The following is a 21,347-nucleotide window of genomic DNA, read 5'->3' as shown; positions in this document are numbered from 1 at the left end:
ACGAGGGTTTGGAGGCTTCGCCTCCTCACTGTTGCAACTCGAGGCTTGATCTCAGTTTAGTTATCCTTGAAATATTTACTGTTTTTGCACGTCAAAATTTACCAAATTCTTGACTTTAGCTATAGGTGGATTTTTCTGTTGAGCCAAGTTGTGTTCAAGAAATTCGCCTCGCAAGCCATAGCTGACTAACCCCATGTACTCGTAAAACAAAAGCATTGCTTTTCTAGTTGAAGTTAATTCAGTTGGTATGGGGCTTGTGTGCGGAATCACTTCAAACCCCATACCTTGAAAAGTGAGTAGCGATCGCAGCATATGTGGAGGATCTGTCACTAGCAGAATTTGCTTGACTCCTCGTGGTTGTAGCACTGATGAGGTGAACAGTGCGTTTTCCTTAGTGGTTTGAGAACAGTGTTCTTCGCCCAATGCAGCATCAGGAATGCCTTTTGCTTCTAGTTGTTCGACGATTTGGGAACCATCTCCTGCACCACTAGCAAAAATTAATGGTGCACGACGATCTCTCCAAAGTTCAGCCGCTACTTGAACTCTTGAATGTCTAAATGGTTCCCCCCGCCCCAGTACAACAATTGCGTCTACAGTTGTACCAGGATCGGGGGGAATAAAAGCAACTAATCCTTTTTTGGCTACAGCTATGGTTAGTGGAAAAGTGGCACTAAAGTAAATTACGAGTAACACAGTTCCTAAACCACTCCAAAAACGCTTCCAACGTAGGCGTGGAATCATCCAAGGTAAAAAAACTAAAATTAACAGTGGCAATACAACAAATATTGGTGTCATTAGCCAGTGAGAAAGCGTTGACTTCAAAACAAGCCACTGGCTAACCGGGCGATCGCACAAAGCTTGGTTGAGCATTTGAAGTTAACCCTATATACTCTATGTGCATTCTTTGTCATCTTAACTAAACTTCATCTAATTGACTGTTAGGGACGAGCGCTTCTACTCCAATCAAAAAAACCCCTGTGCGGCGACTAGGGGCTTCTACCTTTTTCCCAGTAAGGTAAATTTGAATCTTTGATAGGAATTCATACAGTTTAGTAGCGATCGCCTGTGGCAGGCACTGAGTCCCAAAAGGACACGCTACGCGTATGCCTGCGCGCCCCTTTGCGCAATCGCGGTACGGTGGGGCAAAGCCCCGGAGCGTTTTTCTCGGCTTTGTTTGGCAGCATTGCCCTCTGGGGCGCGCACAAAAGCGCTTTTCTGGGCTTGCGGCACTGTTGTTTGCCCAATCGCACTTTATTAACTTCTTACAGTTGTGTTGCAAAAAACGGTCATAATCTGATAAATATACTTCGTATCTACTGATATATTGTTACAACATAACAGAAATCTCCAGGGTGCAATACCGTAAGTGCAAATACATACCTTGAGAGAATTAAATGAATCCTGACAAATTGAATAATCAAAAGCTTATAATATGTAACCATTGTGGCTATGATACAAATCCTTCCACAGCTAAACGCTGTGTGAAGTGCGGTAAACCCCTGAATGTAACTGTGCTAAACAGCAACAAGGTCGCCAAAGCTGAACCGAAAACTTTGGCAGATTGGCTGTTAACACCTTGGATGATTCGGCTTCTCTCTGGTTTGGTGTTTCTGTTTGTGAGTTGGTTAATCTACTGTGCGTTCGTAACTGTTAACAGTGTGAGCAAGCCCGATGATGTCGGAGTTTACAATTCCAGTGGCAGCAATCAGAACACCGCTCCTGATGTCAAACTCTACAATTCGATGAAAGAGGTGCCGAACGTACCGGAAGGTACATTTAACTACGGCGGTGGGAACTCCTTTGCAGCTTTGACTGCTGCTGGTTTACACGACGCAATCACCACAGTTCACCCCAATTTTCGCCTCCGCTATACCGAACCGAAAGACGGTAAACCTGGTGGCAGAAAGGGTATAGCTATGGTGCTTGATGGTCAACTCAGTTTTACTCTGAGTGGAGCACCTCTCAAGGAGGCTGATTATAGCAAGGCCAAAGAACGGGGCTTTGGGCTAAAGCAAGTGCCAGTGGCTTTAGATGCGCTTGTCTTCTATACCCATCCAGATATCTCCATTCCTGGACTTTCAGTTGATCAACTTCAAGACATATATAAAGGTAAACTAACCAACTGGAAGCAGGTGGGAGGACCGGATCTGCCGATCATACCTTTCGCCAGGGACCCTAAGGCTTCCACTTCATTGAATGAGCTTCTCGGACCAGAAGCTGATCAAATCAGTTCCAAGGTGCAATTCATCCGTGATTTCACTGGTGCTATTCGTAAGGTAGCCTCAACCCCTGGGGGGATTTCCTTTGGAGGAAATGCACCAATTGTCGGTCAAAGAACAATCCGCCCCCTTGCTATTGCTAAACCTAACTCCCAAGAATATGTGCAACCCTTTATAGAAGATGGCAAGAGGATTAATACTGCCGCAATAAGGGATAGCTCTTACCCGATGAGTCGGCGTATGTTTATTGTGTTTCGCTCCGACGGCACAATCGATGAACTGGCTGGGAACGCCTATGCCAATATGTTACTGTCCAAAGAAGGTCAGCAGATTGTCGAAAAGGCAGGGCTTGTTCCTATGCGCTGAGAACATAAACTGTTCTTCACTTAACGCGAGTTCAACGAAAAGAGTCTACCAACGGAATAATCAGGGATACAGCTTTGAGCGCAGCACTATAAAATCATATGAAATCCGATTAATTACTGATCGTATGTCATTCTGTAGACGCTTTGGGGCTTCCCGCAGCGTGCGAAGCAAAGAATCTCCAAACGGTGCAACGCATAGAGATGCTTGGTTTCGCTGAGTCCTAAGGGGACACGCTACGCGTATGCCTGCGCGCCCGCTTTGCGCTTACGCTGCATTCAGCATGACAGTAATTGTTTATCAGGATTTCATATCAGTCTTTCAAAGCTCTGTCGAACTTACGTTAAATATGCAACGCCCAAAATAAGAAAACCGAATTTAGGTGTGAGTCAGACAAAAACCATGACAAAATTATCTTGGAAATTTCTGTGTCGGAAATTTCTCAAGCTTGTTCCAGTAGTTTTCGCCGCGACATTTTTCGCTGCTAACAGCGCCAAAGCCAGTGAAGCCAACCAACAAGTAACTTCTGTTGACCAACTGTCCCAAGAATCCCAAAGCCTCGGTCAAGTCACATCCGTTTCTCAATTTTCTGACGTGCAGCCTACAGACTGGGCATTCCAAGCATTACAATCCCTTGTTGAGCGCTATGGTTGTATTGCTGGTTATCCCAATGGCACGTATCGCGGTAACCGAGCTTTAACCCGTTATGAATTTGCAGCAGGTTTGAATGCTTGTTTAAATCGGGTGAACGAACTCGTTGCTACAGCTACCTCTGACTTAGTAAGAAAAGAAGACCTGGCTACTTTGCAGCGCTTGCAAGAAGAATTCTCTGCTGAACTGGCTACCCTGCGCGGTCGTGTAGATACCCTAGAAACCCGCACTACTGAACTAGAGGCAAATCAGTTTTCTACTACCACAAAACTCAATGGTGAAGCTATCTTTGCAGTAGCTGGTGTTTTTGGTGACGATGCAGCTGATAGAGACAACAATCCAAATAACAACCCAGACTTGCAAGATAACATTATATTTGCCAATCGCGTGCGTTTGAATTTTGATACAAGCTTTACTGGCAAAGACCGTCTAAGAGCCCGTTTGCAAGCCAGAAATATAACTGAGTTTCAGGGTAGTGTCACAGGTACTAGAATGACCCGTTTGGGATTTGATGGAGATGAAGACAACGACCTTGGGCTAGATGACCTGTACTATCAGTTTCCATTAAGCGATAAGCTGAGAGTCACCGTTTCTGCTGCTAATACTGAATTGAATCATCTTGTGGAAACGTTAAGTCCCTTTGAAAGCTCGGGTAGTGGTAGCATTTCCCGCTTTGGGCGATTTAACCCTATCTACCGAACCAGTGGCAGTACAGGGTTAGTTATCAATTATCAGTTTAGTAAACGCGCCAGTCTCGATTTAGCTTATATGGTTCGCGATCCTGAAGATCCTGCTGATAAAAATGGTCTTTTTGATGGTAGCTACGGCGCTTTCGCACAAGTCATATTTGAGCCAATCAAAAATTTAGATATAGGCTTGAGTTACGTTCACTCCTACAATGCGGGAGGTGGCAATAGTGGCGTCAACCTTACAGGTAGTACAGGTAGTGTTAATGCCATCAGACCTTTTGGTAATGTTGCAACTTCAGCAGATTCCTTTGGCTTACAAACCAGTTGGCGAATAAGTCCTCAATTTACTGTTTCTGGTTGGTTAGGCTACTCATTTGCCCAATCGGAAGTTAGTAATGATAACGCAGATATCTTGAACTATGCTGTAACTTTAGCTTTTCCAGACTTGGGAGGAAAAGGTAATTTAGCTGGGATTGTCATCGGTATGCCGCCAAAAGTCACATCAAGTAGCCTGATAGCTGATAAAGACACCTCTTTGCATATAGAAGGTTTTTATCGATTACAAGTCACAGATAATATCGCTATTACCCCTGGCTTATTTGTCATTACCAATCCGGAACACAACGACAACAATGACAGCATCTTTGTAGGAACTATCCGAACCACTTTCAAGTTTTAAAGATATTCCGCGAAAATGGAGGAGTTACTGAATTTGTGGGCATCTACCTCTACCACGTCTCTACAGAACAAACCACTGCCTTATTGGCATTAAACATAGTACCTCGACTCATCTTGGATACTTTGTAATGGGCTTTCTAATTATTTAAAAATTTGAATTTAGGGATAAAGCCAAATTCTAGATGATGAGCATATTCTGAAATTCCATCAAACCATAATCTATTTAGCTTGCGAACTTCATTATCTGGAAAAGATGTTCTTCCATGTAGCACGCTAGTATTGTCAAGTATCACAATTTGATTGGCTTTCAGTTCAAATATAAATTGATTATTTGGATCATTAACATAGTTTTTGATAATTCTGAAAACCTTTTCCAGTTGAAGCGGAATTGCAATTGAGATAATTGAATCTGCTCTGAAAGTCATTGATATTCTGCCTTCTTTCTCAACAAATACCGTTCGTGTAGCTGTTTGATCACCTCTTGTGATGGTCAATGGATAAGTAAACAACCTGTGCAATTCTTGGAGATAGTTTTCCATTAGATATTCATAGACAGATTCACTGTAAACAATTTGAGATAATCCTCCATCTTTAGAGGGTATTTCACATTGCATGGCAACAATTTTAGGAGGTTCCATTTCATATGGACCATCTGTATGCATTAGGTGAGCTTGATTAGTCGTAGCTAGATAAGTAGTAGCAAGGGGGGAGTTGCCTAAATTTTCAACCAAAACAATACCATTTTCGTCAGAGCGTTTATGTCTCTTTACTGAGCCAAAAAATTTTTTTAAAGCTAATAAATTATCTTGAGGATTTGGCAAAGGTTCACATTCTAGGATGACCAATTTAAATTTGTTGAATAGCTCAAATAAACTTTTTTTGTCTGATTGCGAAATGTCTGCAAGTTTAGTAATTTTTAGGGTTACCTGGCTAAGATCAATTTTGGAAGCTTCAGTAATTTTTTTATCATCTAAATTTGCTCCAAAGTCATCTTGTTTAACCGCTAGGATATTACCTGTTAGCATTGTACAAACTCCTTCTTCCGATTAACGTTGATTTATGAGATTACAGAACGTCATTGCTTTCACAATCGGACACATCTGAGTTGTAGATGTTCAAATCGGAATGCACTCTAAAGATTCAGACCTAAGATCTATAATTAATTAGTGCAGACTTTCAACAATCATGAACGTTCCCGTAGCACCCAGAGCCCAAGCAATTAACTTGCGCAGCTTTGAGGCGTCTATTTTGGTAACAGAGCGTGCCCCAAAATAAGAACCCAGCACAGTAGCTGGCACAAGTGATGCAAGCAGTGGTAAATGAACTCCCAAAGTCAAAATACTGCCTGCTGCGCCAATACTGGCAGTAATTAAGTTAATAGCTAAGTTTGTTCCTACTGCATCCTTTGGCTCGATACCTAAAACTCGAATCATTGCAGGTAATCTTATACTACCAAGCGCCAAACCTACAGTACCCGCTAATAACCCCAGAGCAGTTCCAATCACTATCTCAAGCAATAAGTTTTGGCGAGATGAATGCTTATTTTCGCCTTTAGTAGCTTTTTTGGCATTGGCTATCTGAAAGCTTGAGTAAACAAGTACAATTCCTATAACGCTTTTGATCCAATATGCTTCTACACGAGCAAAAGCAAGCGTACTTATAAGTGCACCTATTCCTGAGGGTATACCAATCGCGCAGAGCAACCGAAAATTGACACGACCTTCCCTAATGTGGCAATAAGTTCCAGCCAATGACCCCATAGCAGAAGTAGCTAAGTTTGTACCTGTTGCAATACCGATTGCATTAGTCGTTGATTGTAAGGCATAAACAAGAAAAGGAAGTCGAATATTACCTAGAACAAAACCCACCGAAGCACCAAAATAGCTTAGAAGAAAGGAAATGACTGCAAGAATGAAGATAATGAAATAATTATTGGCATCAAACATAGTGCACCCGATTCATCTTGGAAGAGTCTATCTTAAAATTTGTATTTCAAGACCCAAAAGCCTTTATTATTGCTTCCCTGTAGCATAATTTACACAAAAATTATTGCTGGTTTTCTTGGATACTTTTTAATGGGTTTCCTAAGGATTTCACGATTTTCATTTAGGGATAAATCCAAACTGGAGATGACGACAATATTCTGAAATTCCATCAAAGCATAATTTGTTTAACTTACGAAATTCATGCTCTGGAAAAGATGTTCTTCCATGTAGTACACTAGTATTGTCAATTAATAGAATTTGATGCGCTTTGAGTTGATAGGTAAAATGATTTTTTGGCTCGTTAACATAGTTTTTGATAATGTTGTAAACTTTTTCCATTTGAGGCGGAATTGTCATTGAGACAACTGAATCTGATCTAAAAGTCATTGATATTCTGCCTTCTTGTTCAACAAAGATCGGTCGTGTAGCTGTTTCCTCAGTTCTTGCTATCGTCAATGCATGAGTAAACAAATTATGTAATTCTTGGGGATGATTTCTCCTTAAGTATTCATAAACTGATTTAGCGTACACAATTTGAGAGAAACCCCCATTTTTAGAAGGTACTTCGCATTGCATAGCAACAATTTTAGGAGGTTCCATTTCATATGATCCGTCTGTATGCATTAAATGCATTTTATTAGTGGTAGCTACATAAGTCTTAGCAAGGGGAGAATTGCGTAAATTTTCAATCGAAGTAATACCATTTGGGGCGGCAAGTTTATGTCTCTTTACTGAACCAAAAAATTTCTTTAAAGCTAATAAGTTTTCTTCAGGGTGCGGCAAAGGTTCACATTCTAGTATGACAAATTCAAATTTGTTAAATATCTCAAATAGCCTCTGTAGCTCTGTCTCAGAAATTTCTGCAACTTTACTAATTTTTAGTGTTACCTGACTAATATCGATTTGGGAAGCTTCAAGAATTTCTTTCTCATCCAAATTTGCTCCAAACTCATCTCTTTTAACTCTTTGGAGATTATCTGTTAGCATCGTACAAACTCCTTCTTCTGATTAAGGTTGATTCATCAGATTACAGAACGCGATCGCGCAGCTTGTCCTGAAGAGGACTCAGCCAATCGCTTTCCCACTCGGACACGTCTTAGTTGTACATATTAAAATTGGAATACATCGCAACGATTTAGCTTTAGGATTGAGAAATCGGAAACTGACCAGATTGAGAATCATCAGATCTATGATTTATTAACAAACTCTTGGAAAAAGTTTCCAAGAAGGAAGCTGTCGTTGATTTCTGCGCTGGAGATTGTCAGATTTTTTTAATTTTTAATAATTTATAAACGCAGACAAGAACCAATCCCTTGATAGAGTGAATAGTTATTTCACCGTTCTCTTATGTAGTCTCGTCAACTGCGATGCGTCCTTTTGCAGATTTGGGAAGTCATCCCCTGATTGGGATGAAAATGGCAGTAGAAAGAAACCGAATACTGATAGTTTCCTACGGTTTAATTAAGGATAGCCGAGAATAAAAAACCGATGTTCTAGATTGGTGCTTATCTGTACACCAAATTGGGCAATTAGGGCTGCGGTAACATAGCAGCATTGTATTTGTTGTCTGTTCCCATTAATAATCATAAGCATGCACCCTTACGTGTAACAACAGTCGTCGGCATCGTTACATCATCCTACTGTCTTGCATCTCCCAAACAATGTGAGAAAGCGTTTCTTCACTCAACACCATAGCCCGATGGGACTAAAGGGTGGATTTCAAATTCCTCACACACACTCTTGGGGATAGATGCAAAAAACACAATAGATCAATTTTATTTGATCGAAGAATATAACAATTTAGCAATTAATGCAACAGATTAATCAATATTATTTCTATTAGGTATAGCCAACTACAAATAAGAACACCCAAAACTGCAAATAGCGCCCTAGATAGTGGTAATTTTAATATTTACCATAAGTCTGATCCCTACTTGTTCCCCAATGCAGATCACGCCTCAGTGTGAGTCAAAATCTACTGTCTTGACTCGACAAAGTTTGATGAGTCAGCAAGTAAAAATCCAGTTAGAGTCGTTGATAGAAGTGCTTGCATCATAATTCTCCAGCGATGCTTTTCTATCAGCTTTATTTGCATTGCTACTCTCTCTAACATGATTCAGACTTGAGTAATTGTTACTATAAAATTTGTTAATCAGGCTCTTCTGCCTATTTATCAGTTTCGCCGTAAGTCCCACGCTATAAAGGTACTCCTTTTAGCGCTGGGATTGCTCTGGCGGGGGATGATGAAAGCATCCTCGATTGAAAATAACCGTCTTGTTATTCAAAGAGTGGGATGGTTGAAGAATCTCCAATCTTAACAAGCGTGGACAAAAGGTTATAATAATATTGCCCGTAGCAATTAAGTTGCTCTCGTGAGGCGACATTGGTGACGACCATCCACTCGACACAAACGAACTGCTAACAACAGGTGAACAGTGCGTTCGCGTAGCGTGCCCGAAGGGCATACGTTGGGAAACGTAATAAAAATAGAATTCAATAGTAATTCGCTACATAAAAGACTCCGTGGGGCATCAGGAGTCTCTAAACTGCCTGTGGAGGCTTCGCCGTGAGCGCTCAGCCGAACGGTATCGAAACGTGGATGTTGCTGTATGGCTTGTCCTTAGGGCATCTGGAGTAACGACCAATGAAGCAGGAAATTTCTAGTTCCTAAAAGGAACCGCTTCGCTTCAAAGCGATTTGGAGAAGCCCACACGCTCATTCGGTACTCTGAATCAGTGTTGGGATAATGTCACACATTGCTGTCACTAATAAATATGTAGTGCTTTACCTTATCTCTCTTGTTAGGTACCTCCTGTTAAAGAATCGCATCGGCTTTTAGGCGTGGGAGTGTCGATAGGAGATACATGAATTTTCTACAAGCAACTCCATCCTCTTTATTTAATCACGAGTGGCGAACCTAGAAGCACCAGCGGCTGCAATGGAGACGAGCAATATTGCCATGATGGCGCGAAGGTTCAAAGTTTCTCCCAGCACAATGAAGCCCATGAGGGCAGCAGCTACAGGTTCCAGACTCATCAACACACCGAACACTCTTACGGGTAAAAAGCGCAGTGCTTCAAGTTCTAGCGAATAAGGAACAGCTGATGAAAGCATCGCTACACCAAATCCCATCAACAGCACGTTGGGCTTGAGCAATGCTGAACCCCCTGCTAACACTCCGATTGGTAAAAGTACAATAGCTGCTACTGCCATTGCTAAGGCGAGTCCTCTTCCTCCAGGGAAAACTTGACCAACTTTGGCAGAGAAGAGGATATAAGCAGCCCAGAAACTTCCAGCAACAAGTGCCAGCGCCACGCCAACCAAATCTAACTTTAGCCCACCCACGGGAGCTAACAAGATGATACCAATCGCTGCCAGCAGTACCCACAGCACGTCAACAAGCCGACGGGAATTGACAATTGCCACGCCTAACGGTCCAATAAACTCAACAGTCACGGCAATACCAAGCGGAATGCGCTCAACAGCCATGTAGAACGATAAGTTCATCAAAGCCAACGATAGACCAAAAAGAATCAAAAGCCCGTAGTTTGAGCGAATATTCCCCACCAGATCTTTTCGCCACAGCATCAACAACACGAGTGCCGCAAATCCAACCCTCAGAGACACTACGCTCATTGGGCTCAAGGCTGCAAACAGGCTTTTGGCAAGTGCTGAACCTAATTGAGCACAGCCTATTGACAAAAGGACAAGAGTAGTTGGTGGTAATCGGGGAGCTGAACTGATTCTATTCATTTGGAGAAAGAATTTGCTGTTGACTATTGTGCTGGGAATGCTAGTTTTTTTCTGCTGGCAGTGGTTTCTCGAATTCCGATAACTTACTGTTATGGGCATGGTTGCCAATACCGACATACTCTATGGTGTCATTTCGGATCTTAGGTGGACTGCCAAGTTCAGTAAATCGAAAAGTTTTTCTCCAACAGAGCGATCGCTATGATCCCCCAAATCAGAACCGCTCATTGTACTAAATCCCCGCACCATCCAAAAACTCTTCAATCACCAAATCACTGTTGCACTTACCATTGTCCGTTTGTACATCGCCAACTTCCATTGCGTATAAAGATGAGTGCATCCCTAACTCTTCAACTTGTTTGTCTGATAACTGCGCCTCTAACTCTTGGATCTGTTTCTCTAAAGTTTTAACGCGTTCAAATAAGGCGCGAATCACTTCTGCTTCCACATCTCGCAGTTTATTGTGAGCAAGAAGAAAATCAGTGCTTTCCTCATCCTGACGGGTAACACGCCCTGGAACCCCGACTACAGTAGTGTTGCTAGGCACATCTCGCAGTAGTACTGAACCTGCTCCGATGCGGACATGATCTCCAACATGAATGTTGCCCAATACCTTAGCGCCTGCACCCACAACGACATGATTGCCTAAAGTGGGATGGCGCTTTCCTGTCTGTTTTCCAGTACCACCTAGGGTAACTCCTTGGTAAATCAGGCTGTAGTCGCCTACCACTGCTGTCTCGCCGATCACTACTCCCATACCGTGATCAATGAAAACTCCCTTGCCAATGTTTGCTCCGGGGTGAATTTCAATCCCAGTGAAAAACCGACTGATATGGGAAATAAAACGAGGTATGAAGGGAATCCCTATTTTATAAAGCCAGTGTGCTACTCGATGGAAGAGTATCGCTTGAAGACCTGGGTAGCAAAACAACACTTCCAGCCAATTACGGGCTGCTGGATCACGCTCATAAATTGTTTGCAAATCAGTTACTAGCATACTTTGTTCCAATTTGGAGAGGCTCATAAGCAATTCAAAAGGTACGGCACTCAAATAGCCAGTTCGCAGAATCATCCTGGTAGGACGCTGTCTGTGATAATGTGTATCAGTACTACACTCCACAACGCTCATTGCACAATCGGTGGGCACCTCCACAGGTGCTGGCTCCCCTAGACTTAGTCTCAATAAATAAGCCGGGAGTGTAAGTTGTGCGATAAATGAACTCATTTATGGAAATTGTGTTAGATAATCTACGGTAAGTCGATAAAATTATGAACTTTTCTAGGCAGTTTGTGGGATGTTATCACATCCAACACTTCCATAAGAACTAATTTCTCATAAAATAACGATAAGTCTATCGACTAACAGTAGTATATTGAGTACGGACTTGAATAGCCAAAACTACACTCTTTTGGATCTGTCTTCCAAAGTAGAATACGCACTGCTGGCACTTCTAGAACTAGCTAGCAATAAGGGAAAGAGAGCCCCTCTAACTATGAGTGAAATCACTGCTAAGCAACCGATACCGGAGCGATATCTGGAACAAATTCTTACCAGTTTGCGGCGAGCAGGTGTTGTACAGAGTCATCGTGGCTCAAGAGGAGGCTTTGTTTTAGTTCGTGAACCTTGGCAAATTACTTTGCTGGAAATTGTCACTTTAGTGGAAGGTGAACGCAAAGAGAGAGAATCCTCACATCCTCCTACTTTGGAAAGGAATTTGGTTCATGAAATTTGGGAGCAAGCCAACATCGCCTCTGTTGAGGTTTTGCGCAGCTATACACTCCAAGACTTGTGTCAGCAAAGAGAGGCTCGCTTGCAGCAGGGTCCAATGTATTACATTTAGGGCGTTGCTGAATCCATGTATGAAAAAGATGTCGTGTGATTCCAAACTCTTGTAGAGACGTACCATGGTGAGCCAGCGCTCTTTGGAGGGTTTCCCGACCTAGGCGACTGGCGTCACGTCTCTACACTTGGATTCATACTTCAAATCAGCAACGCCACATTTAGACACATTCGGAGTCACTATAATATGCGGATAGCAAAAGATTTTACCGAAAGAATGGGTTTAAACTGAAGTTCCCCCGTGCAGATGTACTAAAGTAGGCTGCAAAGCTTATTGAGCAATAAATACAAGCTTTACTACTCAAAGTTCTGTACCCATGTAATTAAAGATTTTCTTAATGATTAGGAGGTAAAAAAGCTGGGATAATTGTAGTCATGTATATAGAACGTGTTCCTAATAGAAACTCTCCTCCTGCCGTACTACTACGCGAGTCTTACCGCGAAGGCGATCGCGTGCGTAAACGTACCCTTGCAAATCTCTCAAAATTGCCAGACGAAGCTGTTGAAGGGTTAAAGGTTTTGTTGAAAGGAGGAACAGCGATCGCGAAGTTACCCGAGGCATTCAAGGTAATTCGTAGCCGTCCTCATGGTCATGTTGCAGCAGTTTATGGAACTGTAAAAAGCTTAGGATTACCAAATCTGCTGTGTGAAGAAAACAGTCGAGAACGAAGACTCGTTTTGGCGATGGTAGTTGCGCGAATTATCGACCCACGTTCTAAGTTAGCAACAGCACGGGGATTACATGATGAAACCAGTTTTTCAAGTCTGGGCGAAATGCTAGGACTCGATTATGCGGATTCTGACGAATTATATGCAGCAATGGATTGGTTGTTATCAAAGCAGGAAACAATAGAAAATAGCTTTGCAGCTAAGCATTTACATGAAGGAACTTTAGTTCTGTATGATGTATCTTCAAGTTATTTTGAGGGGAAAACTTGCCCGTTAGCTCAATACGGTTATAATCGTGACAGAAAGAAAGGAAAGTTACAAATAGTTTTTGGATTACTTTGTAACCGAGAAGGGTGTCCAATTGCTGTAGAAGTCTTTGAGGGAAATACAGCAGATCCAAAAACTTTTACAAACCAAATAGAGAAAGTACGTTCTCGATTTGGGATAAAACAGGTTATTTGGGTTGGGGACAGAGGAATGATAACCCAAGCTCGGATAAAGGAAGATTTAAAAAATAAACAAGGCATTGATTGGATTAGTGCATTGCGTTCAACTCAAATCCGCTCTCTGGTGGAGCAGGAGGCAATACAGCTATCTCTTTTTGATGAACAGAACTTGGCTGAAATTTCTTCACCGGACTTTCCAGGTGAGAGATTAATTGCTTGTCGTAACCCCCTACTTGCAGCAGATAGAGATAGAACAAGACTTGAGTTATTGCAAGCGACAGAAAAAGAACTAGACAAAATAGTTGCTGCGACAACTAGACAGAAACGTCCATTGGTTGGTGCGGTCCTTATTGGTTTGAAAGTGGGAAAAGTTCTCAACCGTTATAACGTCGGGAAACATTTTAAAGTTAATATTACAGATAACAATTTTTCTTATGAGCGCAACCTAGAGACTATTGAACGGGAAGCTGCTTTAGATGGATTATATGTGATTCGGACTTCGGTTCAGCAAGAAATATTATCTGCATCCGAAACAGTTAAGGCTTATAAAGGTCTAAGTAACGTTGAGCAGGCTTTTCGTAGTTTTAAATCTGTAGATTTAAAGGTTCGTCCAATTTATCATCGTACAGTTGAACGAGTCAAAGCCCATATTTTTTTGTGTATGTTGGCTTACTATGTTGAGTGGCATATGCGTCAACTTCTAAAACAAGTTCTTTTTGACGAAGATGATTGGCAGGGCGCAGAAAATAAAAAAGAATCTGTTGTTACCAGTGCTTTAAAGAGTGATAAAGCTTTAGCTAAGTCTCAAAAGAAACGTAATGAGGATGGTTTACCTGTCCATAGTTTCCAAACCTTGTTAGCTGACTTAGCTACTGTTGTCAAAAATAAAATTCAATCGACTGTTGCCGGGACAAATTTTACTTTTGACAAGATTACTGAACCCACTAGAGTGCAACAAAGGGCAATAGATTTACTAGGTATTAGCCTGATTTGTACCCAGTAAACCCTGAGTCCAAATCGCCGTAAGCCTTTCTATGCATACATTACGCTTTTTTGTCAAAGGGGAACTTCAGTTTAAAGCCCCGTCCTTCGTTTGACGGCTTTATTGACGAATCGTGTCAAGTATGCCATAATGAGAAATGGCAATGCGGTAATACGCCTAGATAGCCAACGTTGGTTGCTCGCCATCCACAATGCTCAGCTGAGTGCGACATAGTGTGGGAATGAGAAAAATCTAAAGAATTGAATAAATCCTTTCAAACGCGGTCGGACAGTCCTTGCGAAAAGTAGACGTATCCGCTCCGGGGGTATTTAAATGCTTGCATTCAGATATCTAGAGAGGACGGATGAAGCAAGAATCTCCATGCCTTTAGCCTGGAGAGTGTCAAACAGTTAGGCAGACGAACTCTATTTGGCTGGAACGAGATTCCCTAACACTAGGAGGTGATTGCGTGGAGGCGATCGCCCGAATGCGGGTACTTAGTGCCATCGCTCACAAAGCAGCCACTTTGATCAAAGATTTCATTCGATTAAAGCGCAGGCAAGTGCAGAGTGTAGGAGAAAAAGCGGTGCGGGAGGGAAACCTTCCGCAAACGACTGGCGCTTTTGGGGCGGGCGGAAAATGCTACTATTTTTCTCACTCCACCCTACAGTTTATGCCGAGCTTCATCACTCAACTATGACTGTGTTTAACGAGTCCAAAGGAACTGTAAAAACGTAATAGACAACCCCAATTCCCAGAAGTATGACAGCGAGGCTGGAGAGGATGACCCATCGATCTGCTGGTTCGTAGGTATCCTCGTCGATATCGCGACGCACAGTCAGGTAATGCTGACCTGAAAGCAGTACTGTTAGCAGACCAACTAATGAAAAGGCTAAACCTAACTTCCAACCATTACCAGGTGCTTGAGGTGCCAGAGGAGGACGGAGGATACGCAACCGGACAATAAGAACACCAAACCCCATCATGGCAATTCCACTCCTCATCCATGCTAGATAAGTTCGTTCGTTTGCTAAATGCTCTCGCACTCTATCCGAACTCGGTTTCTTTGGCTTTTCTTTTTCTGAAGCTTCTCCATTAGCGTTCATAAATTTGAATGGTAGCTGCATTGACACAACCTTTTAATCTCTTCTATAAAACTGAGCAAAATGTCTTTTAGAAAAGTTAATGTTCCTCTTCTAAATTTTTTTAAAAGTATTCCAACCTTAATAATAAGAATTAAAATGAATATTTTAATTCCTTGAAAAAACAATAAACTTTATTTGTATTATACAGCAAAATTAATAAACTTTTAAGAGTTGATATTATGTTAATTTTAAATAAGGCTGTGAAATATAGCAGTCCTAAATCATTCATGAGAAATTTGGAAATAATTGGGCGATTAAAAATCGCTACTACGCAAACAAAGTCCACCTAAGTGGACTTCATATAATAACCTTTGCCTTGTGGGTTCCGTCTGTGTGCAAGATGAACTGCGATTACGAACATAGCTAATGCTGAATAAATTTTTACTTTTCTAATAGAGAATTGGTATTAGAATCATTTGTCATAATTGAATTTGAGATTTTTTTTGAGACGAAGTGGAATGTCATAATTGAATTTGAGATTTTTTTTGAGACGAAGTGGAAAGTCGAGGTCACAAAACCTGAGATTTCTTCGTCTTTCCAATCGTTTTTTCCTTTCTAAATCTCAGGTATTTTTCTGTGGGCTCATTGTGATTTCTGAATTCTAAGTTATTTGTGATTTCTGAATTCTAAGTTATTTTCAATTTTTTTCAACTTCAGATGCAACTTCAGGTGTTTTCCAAAGGTTCTTAGTTACAATCAATAAGCAAAAAAAGCTTATGACTAAAGTGAGTACAGCCAAAGCAGGATTTTCCAAAGTGTGAGAGTCTACTAAAATCAAAACTCCCAACCCAATCAGAACAAAGGGAACAAGTTGATTACCGTAGCGGGTTAAGATATCAACCATCATCGGTATGCGGGTTAACTGGTATGCTGTATAACACCAAACTGCCACAAGCGAGAAAAATACTCCCAGGATGACTGCCAAACTCTCCCAAGTACTGCTAGCAAATAACGGTGCGTAAATAGCGATGTTGTCACTTCCATTAGCAACTGTCACAGCAGCAACACTATAAGTTTGGGGAGACAAAAAGCTAGTCAACCAAGATCTATCAGACTCTTGTTTTTCTACTTGTACTTCAGGATTATCGTTATCCTCCTGGTTTAGCCAACGACTGATGCCAATCATAATCGGAGCAATGCCTAGCAATCCAATCCAAGGTTCGGGTAGGATGAGGCTGCCGAAGAAACTGGGTAGGCTAGCCATAACCAAAGCACTAAAACCAAGATATTGACCCGTAACAATGTGACGACTACGGAACATTGCATTCACCTGGGAGAAAAACAGGGAGAGAATGACAATGTCGTCGAGGTTGGTAGCAACGAAGGCAGACAGCCCTGTGGGAATTGCAGTGTATAAGCTCATTTCTGTTTGTCCTTTGTTCTTATCTTTTGCTTGCGTTGTCTAAGCTGACGTTAGATTTTGTCATCAAGCGATGAACGAATCACCACTGGAGAAGGAGTTGCTTGCTTTGCCGTGCTCACCCAACGAAGTTACACAGTTTTCACTTTATTGCTACCCATCAGTAGAAGCAAATATTGTTTTTTGTCAAAGTCATAGATTAAATTTATGAATGGTTCTATCTTTTGTAAAATAAATCACGCTTATAATTTGTCATTTACAGTTACAAAATCAGGTTGACCTTAAGTCTTAATTTCTGGCAGCAACGTTTGTGGTATGTTTGACTATGAAACTTTTTAATAGTTTTATTTCTAACTCAGTAAATAAACAGGGTCCTACTTATGAAGTCACCACTGATACTACTTTGCTCTATCTTTTTAACTACGCTTAGGTAGAGAAGTTGAAGCCAACTATGTCAGCAAAATTTGAATTTTAACAACGGAATTTCCCTACAATTACCGTACAATACTATACGATATGTTAGCCGATAGTGGCGAAAATAAAACACCCAAGAAGTCTTAAAGAGCCAAAATGACGCTTGAGCAGTTGCGGATTTTTTTAGCAGTTGCGGAAGTCATGCACTTTACGCGTGCCGCAGAAACGCTTTACATTACTCAGCCCGCTGTCAGTGCAGCCATTCAAAGCCTGGAAGCAGAATACGGGGTGAAACTATTCCATAGGATTGGTCGCCATATCGAAATTACTGATGCTGGAAAGTTGCTCCAAATGGAAGCGCAGAAAATTCTTGACCACGTTTCTTTGACCGAGCGGGGCTTGCGAGAATTGAACAATCTGCAACGGGGTGAGTTAAAGCTGGCATCAAGTCTAACTATCGGTAACTACTGGTTACCAGACAAAATTAGCCAGTTCAAGCGCCAATATCCCGGCATCCATATCGATTGTACGCTCGGTAATGCAGAAGAAATTTGCGAAGGGACAGCGACAGGGCTTTTTGATTTTGGTTTAGTGACAGGAGAAGTTAAAGCGTCACTGAGGAACTCTCTGGAGCAGGAAGTTGTGGGGAGCGATCGCCTACAAATTGTTGTCGGCACATCTCACCCTTGGTTTGCTCGCACCGAAATTTCCCCCCAGGAACTGCATGACACCACTTGGGTGATGCGAGAGTCAGGTTCGGGAGCGCAACAAATGTTTGAGCAAGCCTTGCAAAATTGGGGAATTGACCCAGCCCAATTGGATGTTGTTTTCGTCTTGAGCAGTAGCGAAATGGTAAAGGCAGTCGTGGAAAGCGGTGTTGGTGCTGCTGCAATTCCTGAATTGATGGTCAGAAAAGAACTACAGCTGTCTACACTTCACCCAATTCATATCGTAGATAGAAGTTCTGGTACAAAGCTAGAAATTGTTCAACCTGTTTGGAAGCTCAAACACCGACAGCGCTTTCAGACTCGAATTGCCAATGCTTTTGAACAAATTTTGACCCAATACGTTATGGTATAGGCGTCTACTCAGAAAAGTAAAAGAAACCAAAACACATTTTTTTGCATTTTTCAATCATTTTTTTTTATCATAACGAGCAAAAAAAGTATTTGCTTTTATGAATGCTCTTCTTTATACTAAAATAACCATGCCAAAATAAGGTTGTCCATATATTGCCTGCCTGATTGTGACCCAAATTCTATTGTTTGGGCTGATATTCAGCCTCATTGCAGGAAATAACTAAGTGGGTCTATTTTCTCTTGCATATGGAACTCTCTAATAAATTTGAGTATGCAGTTCTCTCTCTCGTAGCGCTAGCCGGTTGTTATGCTACTGGTGAATCTTTGCAGATCCGTGAAATAGCAGCGCGACAAAATATACCAAACCGCTACTTAGAAGAAATTCTTGCCACATTAAGGCGTGGAGGTTTGATTAAGAGCATACGCGGCATCAAAGGTGGATATGTTCTGGCACGAGATCCACGCAAGATGACTCTTCTAGATGCTTTCCGTTGCATAGAAGGATTAGACGCTGGTGTGCCTGATAAACATTCCACTTCCACAACAGTAGAAACTGAAGTCATTCAGGAGATGTGGCAAGATGCGCGTCAAGCAGCTTACTCTGTTCTCGAAAAGTATACACTCCACGACCTTTGTGAGCAACGGGAGAAACGACGACAGATGGAACTGATGTACTATATCTAACGAATTTATAATTCGTAATTTGTAATTTGTAATTAAGTCGTTAATTATGAATTACAAATTGTTGTCGTCTTTTACAAGAATACCCAAACATAGACAGCTAGCTAGGAGTTTGATTGGGTTCAAAGCGTCACTTTTTAAAACAATAAAAGTCCCTAATCCTATCAAAACAAAAGGCACAAGATAATTACCGTATTGAGTTAGAATATCAGCTATTCCTGTTTGATAAGTTAATTTGTATGCAGAATAGCACCAAACTCCTATAAGCAGAAAGAATACAGCTATAATCACCAAAAAACTTCCTAAATCGGTACTTGCAAATAACGGTATGTAAACGCTAATATTATCGCTACCGTTAGCAATAGTGATAGCTGCGACACTGTAGGTTTGGGGAGAAAGAAAACTAGCAAAAGCCCTGTCTTCTAATTGTTCTGTTTCTGCTGCGGCTTCCTCTGAAGAATCTTCTTGATTTATTAAACTGCTAATACCTATAGTAATAGGAATTAAACCTAGTAATCCAATCCAGTTTGGCGGCAAGACTAAACCACCAAATAAACCAGGGAGACTGGCAATGACAAGTGCTGTGAACCCTAGATATTGACCTGCAATAATCTGCCTACGAGTGAAGGTAGAATTTACCTGAGAAAAAAAGAGCAAAAGGATAACAATATCATCGATGTTAGTGGCGGTGAAGGCAACTATCCCTGTGCTAATTGCAGAAACTAACTCACTCATGTATATGTAACAATTCTATTTTATTTATGAAAATCAAAACGGTAAGATTCCCGACTTATTCAAGAAGTCGGGAATCTTGTTATTCACAAATAATTTAGGATTCCTATATATCATAATTTTAATTTTAATAATTTATGATTTGATAACATCATATTTTATGATTATTGAGCATGAATCAACTTTGGACAGCTTTGACTGAAAGTGTCATCGCCTTCGTTGCCACCAATATTGATGATATCCTTATCTTGTTACTATTTTTCTCACAAGTCGATGGCAATTTTCGACGACGACATATTGTCATTGGTCAGTACTTTGGTTTTGCAGCTATCATCATTGCCAGCTTACCAGGGTTCTTTGGTGGCTTGCTAGTCCCACGAGAATGGATTGGATTTCTGGGATTACTACCTATAGCAATTGGTTTCAAGCAACTGGTGCAAAAAGAAGAAACTACGGAAGTTCAGACAGTAACCACTGATTTCCAGCAGTCCTCATATAGTCACCCCATAGTGTCTTTTTTCTTGAGTCTTTTACATCCTCAAACTTATAAAGTCGCAGCGGTGACGCTTGCTAATGGTGGTGATAATATCAGTATTTACATACCCTTATTTGCTGGTAAGAGCTTTGCCAGTTTGGGAGTGACTTTAATTGTATTTTTTCTGATGGTAGCGGTTTGGTGTGCTATTGCTTATCTATTAGCTCGTCAACGTGCGATCGCTTCTATGTTAAGCCGCTATGGTAGAGCTGCCGTTCCTTTTGTGTTGATTTCCTTGGGTCTTTTGATCATGTATGAAAGAGGAACATTCAGCCTATTATTTCGCTCACACTGGGGAAACTAACTTGTAACTCACCATGAGCAAGAGTGTGTAAATGATAAACCGCAGTGGACGTTGAGGCGCAAGCTGGCAAAGTTTAGCACCAAGAAGTACCCCAGGTACAGAGCCTAACCATATTGGTAATACCAAACTCCAGTCAACTGTCCCAAGGGTGAGGTGTCCAAGGGCAGTAAAAAATAATAAAATTGCTGCTTGTGAGATATCTGTACCCACTAACTTACGAGCATCTAGCTGGAAAAAGGCAATCAGCACCAATGCAAACATTGAACCGGAGGAGACGCTCGTAAGACCAACTAAACAGCCTAAAACCGCTCCTATGCTCATTGCTAAAGCACGACCCAACTTCGTTTTTAAGTCAAACTTTGGCAGTTCTGGTAATTTCACATTCGGGAAAAATGTCAATAGCAGCAGTTGTGCGAGTGCTGACAAGGTGACAAACAGAATCATCATCCCAACCAATTGCAGCATCATGTGGTCTAGGTTATGCTCTCCTGTTCGTTTGATGAAGTGCAAAATTCCTACCCCAAACAGCGATCCAGGAACGCTGCCAAAGGCAAGCCATTTCACCACTTCCACGTCCACAGTTTGCTGTTCCCAGTGCTTGAAGCCGCCGACAAACTTCATCAACGTGGCAGCTACAACATCAGAACTCACAGCGATCGAAGGCGGAACTTGGAACAAAAAAATAAGCATTGGCGTGATCAGAGATGCTCCGCCAATGCCAGTTAGTCCTACAATAATACCAATGAAGAAGCTGAATAGGGGTAGTAATGAGTAATTCATACTGCTGCTCTAGTACCAGGGTTTGATGGTGTTTTATGTCTGAGG

At 41.5% G+C, this 21,347-nt stretch carries 17 protein-coding genes; 7 read left to right on the top strand and 10 right to left on the bottom strand.

Annotated elements, in window-relative coordinates; all coding sequences use genetic code 11:
- Positions 1–75: 75 nt before the first annotated feature.
- Positions 76–870, bottom strand: a complete 795-nt coding sequence (locus AACT52_RS37715) for a YdcF family protein (protein WP_073635373.1) — start codon at positions 868–870, stop codon at positions 76–78.
- Between the two features lie 524 nt (positions 871–1,394).
- Between AACT52_RS37715 and AACT52_RS37710 the strand changes: the two genes are divergently transcribed.
- Positions 1,395–2,585, top strand: a complete 1,191-nt coding sequence (locus AACT52_RS37710; RefSeq protein ID WP_073635372.1) for a substrate-binding domain-containing protein — start codon at positions 1,395–1,397, stop codon at positions 2,583–2,585.
- A gap of 399 nt (positions 2,586–2,984) precedes the next feature.
- Positions 2,985–4,601, top strand: a complete 1,617-nt coding sequence (locus AACT52_RS37705; protein ID WP_073635371.1) for an iron uptake porin — start codon at positions 2,985–2,987, stop codon at positions 4,599–4,601.
- Between the two features lie 136 nt (positions 4,602–4,737).
- Here the strand turns inward: AACT52_RS37705 and AACT52_RS37700 are convergent, their stop codons facing one another.
- The 5 genes from AACT52_RS37700 to cysE form a co-directional block, all read right to left on the bottom strand.
- The gene (locus AACT52_RS37700) at positions 4,738–5,625 is read right to left on the bottom strand and encodes a TauD/TfdA family dioxygenase (protein WP_073635370.1); all 888 of its coding nucleotides are present in this window, start codon (positions 5,623–5,625) and stop codon (positions 4,738–4,740) included.
- A gap of 138 nt (positions 5,626–5,763) precedes the next feature.
- A complete protein-coding gene (locus AACT52_RS37695) occupies positions 5,764–6,546 on the bottom strand; it encodes a sulfite exporter TauE/SafE family protein (protein WP_083630750.1) in 783 nt (260 codons plus the stop codon).
- A 156-nt stretch (positions 6,547–6,702) separates the two neighbouring features.
- Entirely contained in the window at positions 6,703–7,572 is an 870-nt protein-coding gene (locus AACT52_RS37690; protein WP_073635369.1) for a TauD/TfdA family dioxygenase, read from the bottom strand.
- A gap of 1,911 nt (positions 7,573–9,483) precedes the next feature.
- Positions 9,484–10,338, bottom strand: a complete 855-nt coding sequence (locus AACT52_RS37685; RefSeq protein ID WP_073635368.1) for an EamA family transporter — start codon at positions 10,336–10,338, stop codon at positions 9,484–9,486.
- Between the two features lie 229 nt (positions 10,339–10,567).
- A complete protein-coding gene (gene cysE, locus AACT52_RS37680) occupies positions 10,568–11,332 on the bottom strand; it encodes a serine O-acetyltransferase (protein ID WP_073635376.1) in 765 nt (254 codons plus the stop codon).
- A 388-nt stretch (positions 11,333–11,720) separates the two neighbouring features.
- Here cysE and AACT52_RS37675 point away from each other — a divergent pair, with 388 nt between their 5' ends.
- Together AACT52_RS37675 and AACT52_RS37670 are read left to right on the top strand one after the other, a co-directional pair.
- Complete coding sequence (locus tag AACT52_RS37675; RefSeq protein WP_198941066.1) at positions 11,721–12,176, top strand: RrF2 family transcriptional regulator; 456 nt, start codon at positions 11,721–11,723, stop codon at positions 12,174–12,176.
- 374 nt (positions 12,177–12,550) lie between these two features.
- A complete protein-coding gene (locus AACT52_RS37670) occupies positions 12,551–14,293 on the top strand; it encodes an IS1634 family transposase (RefSeq protein WP_073635366.1) in 1,743 nt (580 codons plus the stop codon).
- Between the two features lie 665 nt (positions 14,294–14,958).
- On the opposite strand, the gene AACT52_RS37665 is transcribed toward AACT52_RS37670, so the two are convergent.
- Together AACT52_RS37665 and AACT52_RS37660 are read right to left on the bottom strand one after the other, a co-directional pair.
- Positions 14,959–15,378 (bottom strand): YidH family protein, encoded by a 420-nt coding sequence (locus tag AACT52_RS37665; RefSeq protein WP_073635375.1) that lies wholly within the window; start codon positions 15,376–15,378, stop codon positions 14,959–14,961.
- 676 nt (positions 15,379–16,054) lie between these two features.
- Complete coding sequence (locus AACT52_RS37660) at positions 16,055–16,780, bottom strand: cadmium resistance transporter (RefSeq protein WP_073635364.1); 726 nt, start codon at positions 16,778–16,780, stop codon at positions 16,055–16,057.
- Between the two features lie 567 nt (positions 16,781–17,347).
- Here AACT52_RS37660 and AACT52_RS37655 point away from each other — a divergent pair.
- Both AACT52_RS37655 and AACT52_RS37650 read left to right on the top strand, forming a co-directional pair.
- Complete coding sequence (locus AACT52_RS37655) at positions 17,348–18,271, top strand: LysR family transcriptional regulator (RefSeq protein ID WP_073635363.1); 924 nt, start codon at positions 17,348–17,350, stop codon at positions 18,269–18,271.
- Between the two features lie 245 nt (positions 18,272–18,516).
- Entirely contained in the window at positions 18,517–18,954 is a 438-nt protein-coding gene (locus tag AACT52_RS37650) for an RrF2 family transcriptional regulator (protein ID WP_073635362.1), read from the top strand.
- 51 nt (positions 18,955–19,005) lie between these two features.
- On the opposite strand, the gene AACT52_RS37645 is transcribed toward AACT52_RS37650, so the two are convergent.
- Positions 19,006–19,686, bottom strand: coding sequence for a cadmium resistance transporter (locus AACT52_RS37645; protein WP_073635361.1), 681 nt, complete (start codon positions 19,684–19,686; stop codon positions 19,006–19,008).
- 170 nt (positions 19,687–19,856) lie between these two features.
- Here AACT52_RS37645 and AACT52_RS37640 point away from each other — a divergent pair, with 170 nt between their 5' ends.
- Positions 19,857–20,522, top strand: a complete 666-nt coding sequence (locus AACT52_RS37640; RefSeq protein ID WP_073635360.1) for a cadmium resistance transporter — start codon at positions 19,857–19,859, stop codon at positions 20,520–20,522.
- Here the strand turns inward: AACT52_RS37640 and AACT52_RS37635 are convergent.
- Positions 20,505–21,302, bottom strand: coding sequence for a sulfite exporter TauE/SafE family protein (locus AACT52_RS37635; RefSeq protein ID WP_073635359.1), 798 nt, complete (start codon positions 21,300–21,302; stop codon positions 20,505–20,507). The two genes, AACT52_RS37640 and AACT52_RS37635, sit on opposite strands and share 18 nt — an antisense overlap.
- Positions 21,303–21,347 lie beyond the last annotated feature (45 nt).

The organism is Scytonema sp. HK-05 (genome assembly GCF_963872035.1).
Taxonomy (GTDB): domain Bacteria; phylum Cyanobacteriota; class Cyanobacteriia; order Cyanobacteriales; family Nostocaceae; genus Kalymmatonema.
The sequence above is the reverse complement of the archived record's forward strand: the minus strand, read 5'-3'. Positions and strand labels throughout refer to the sequence as shown.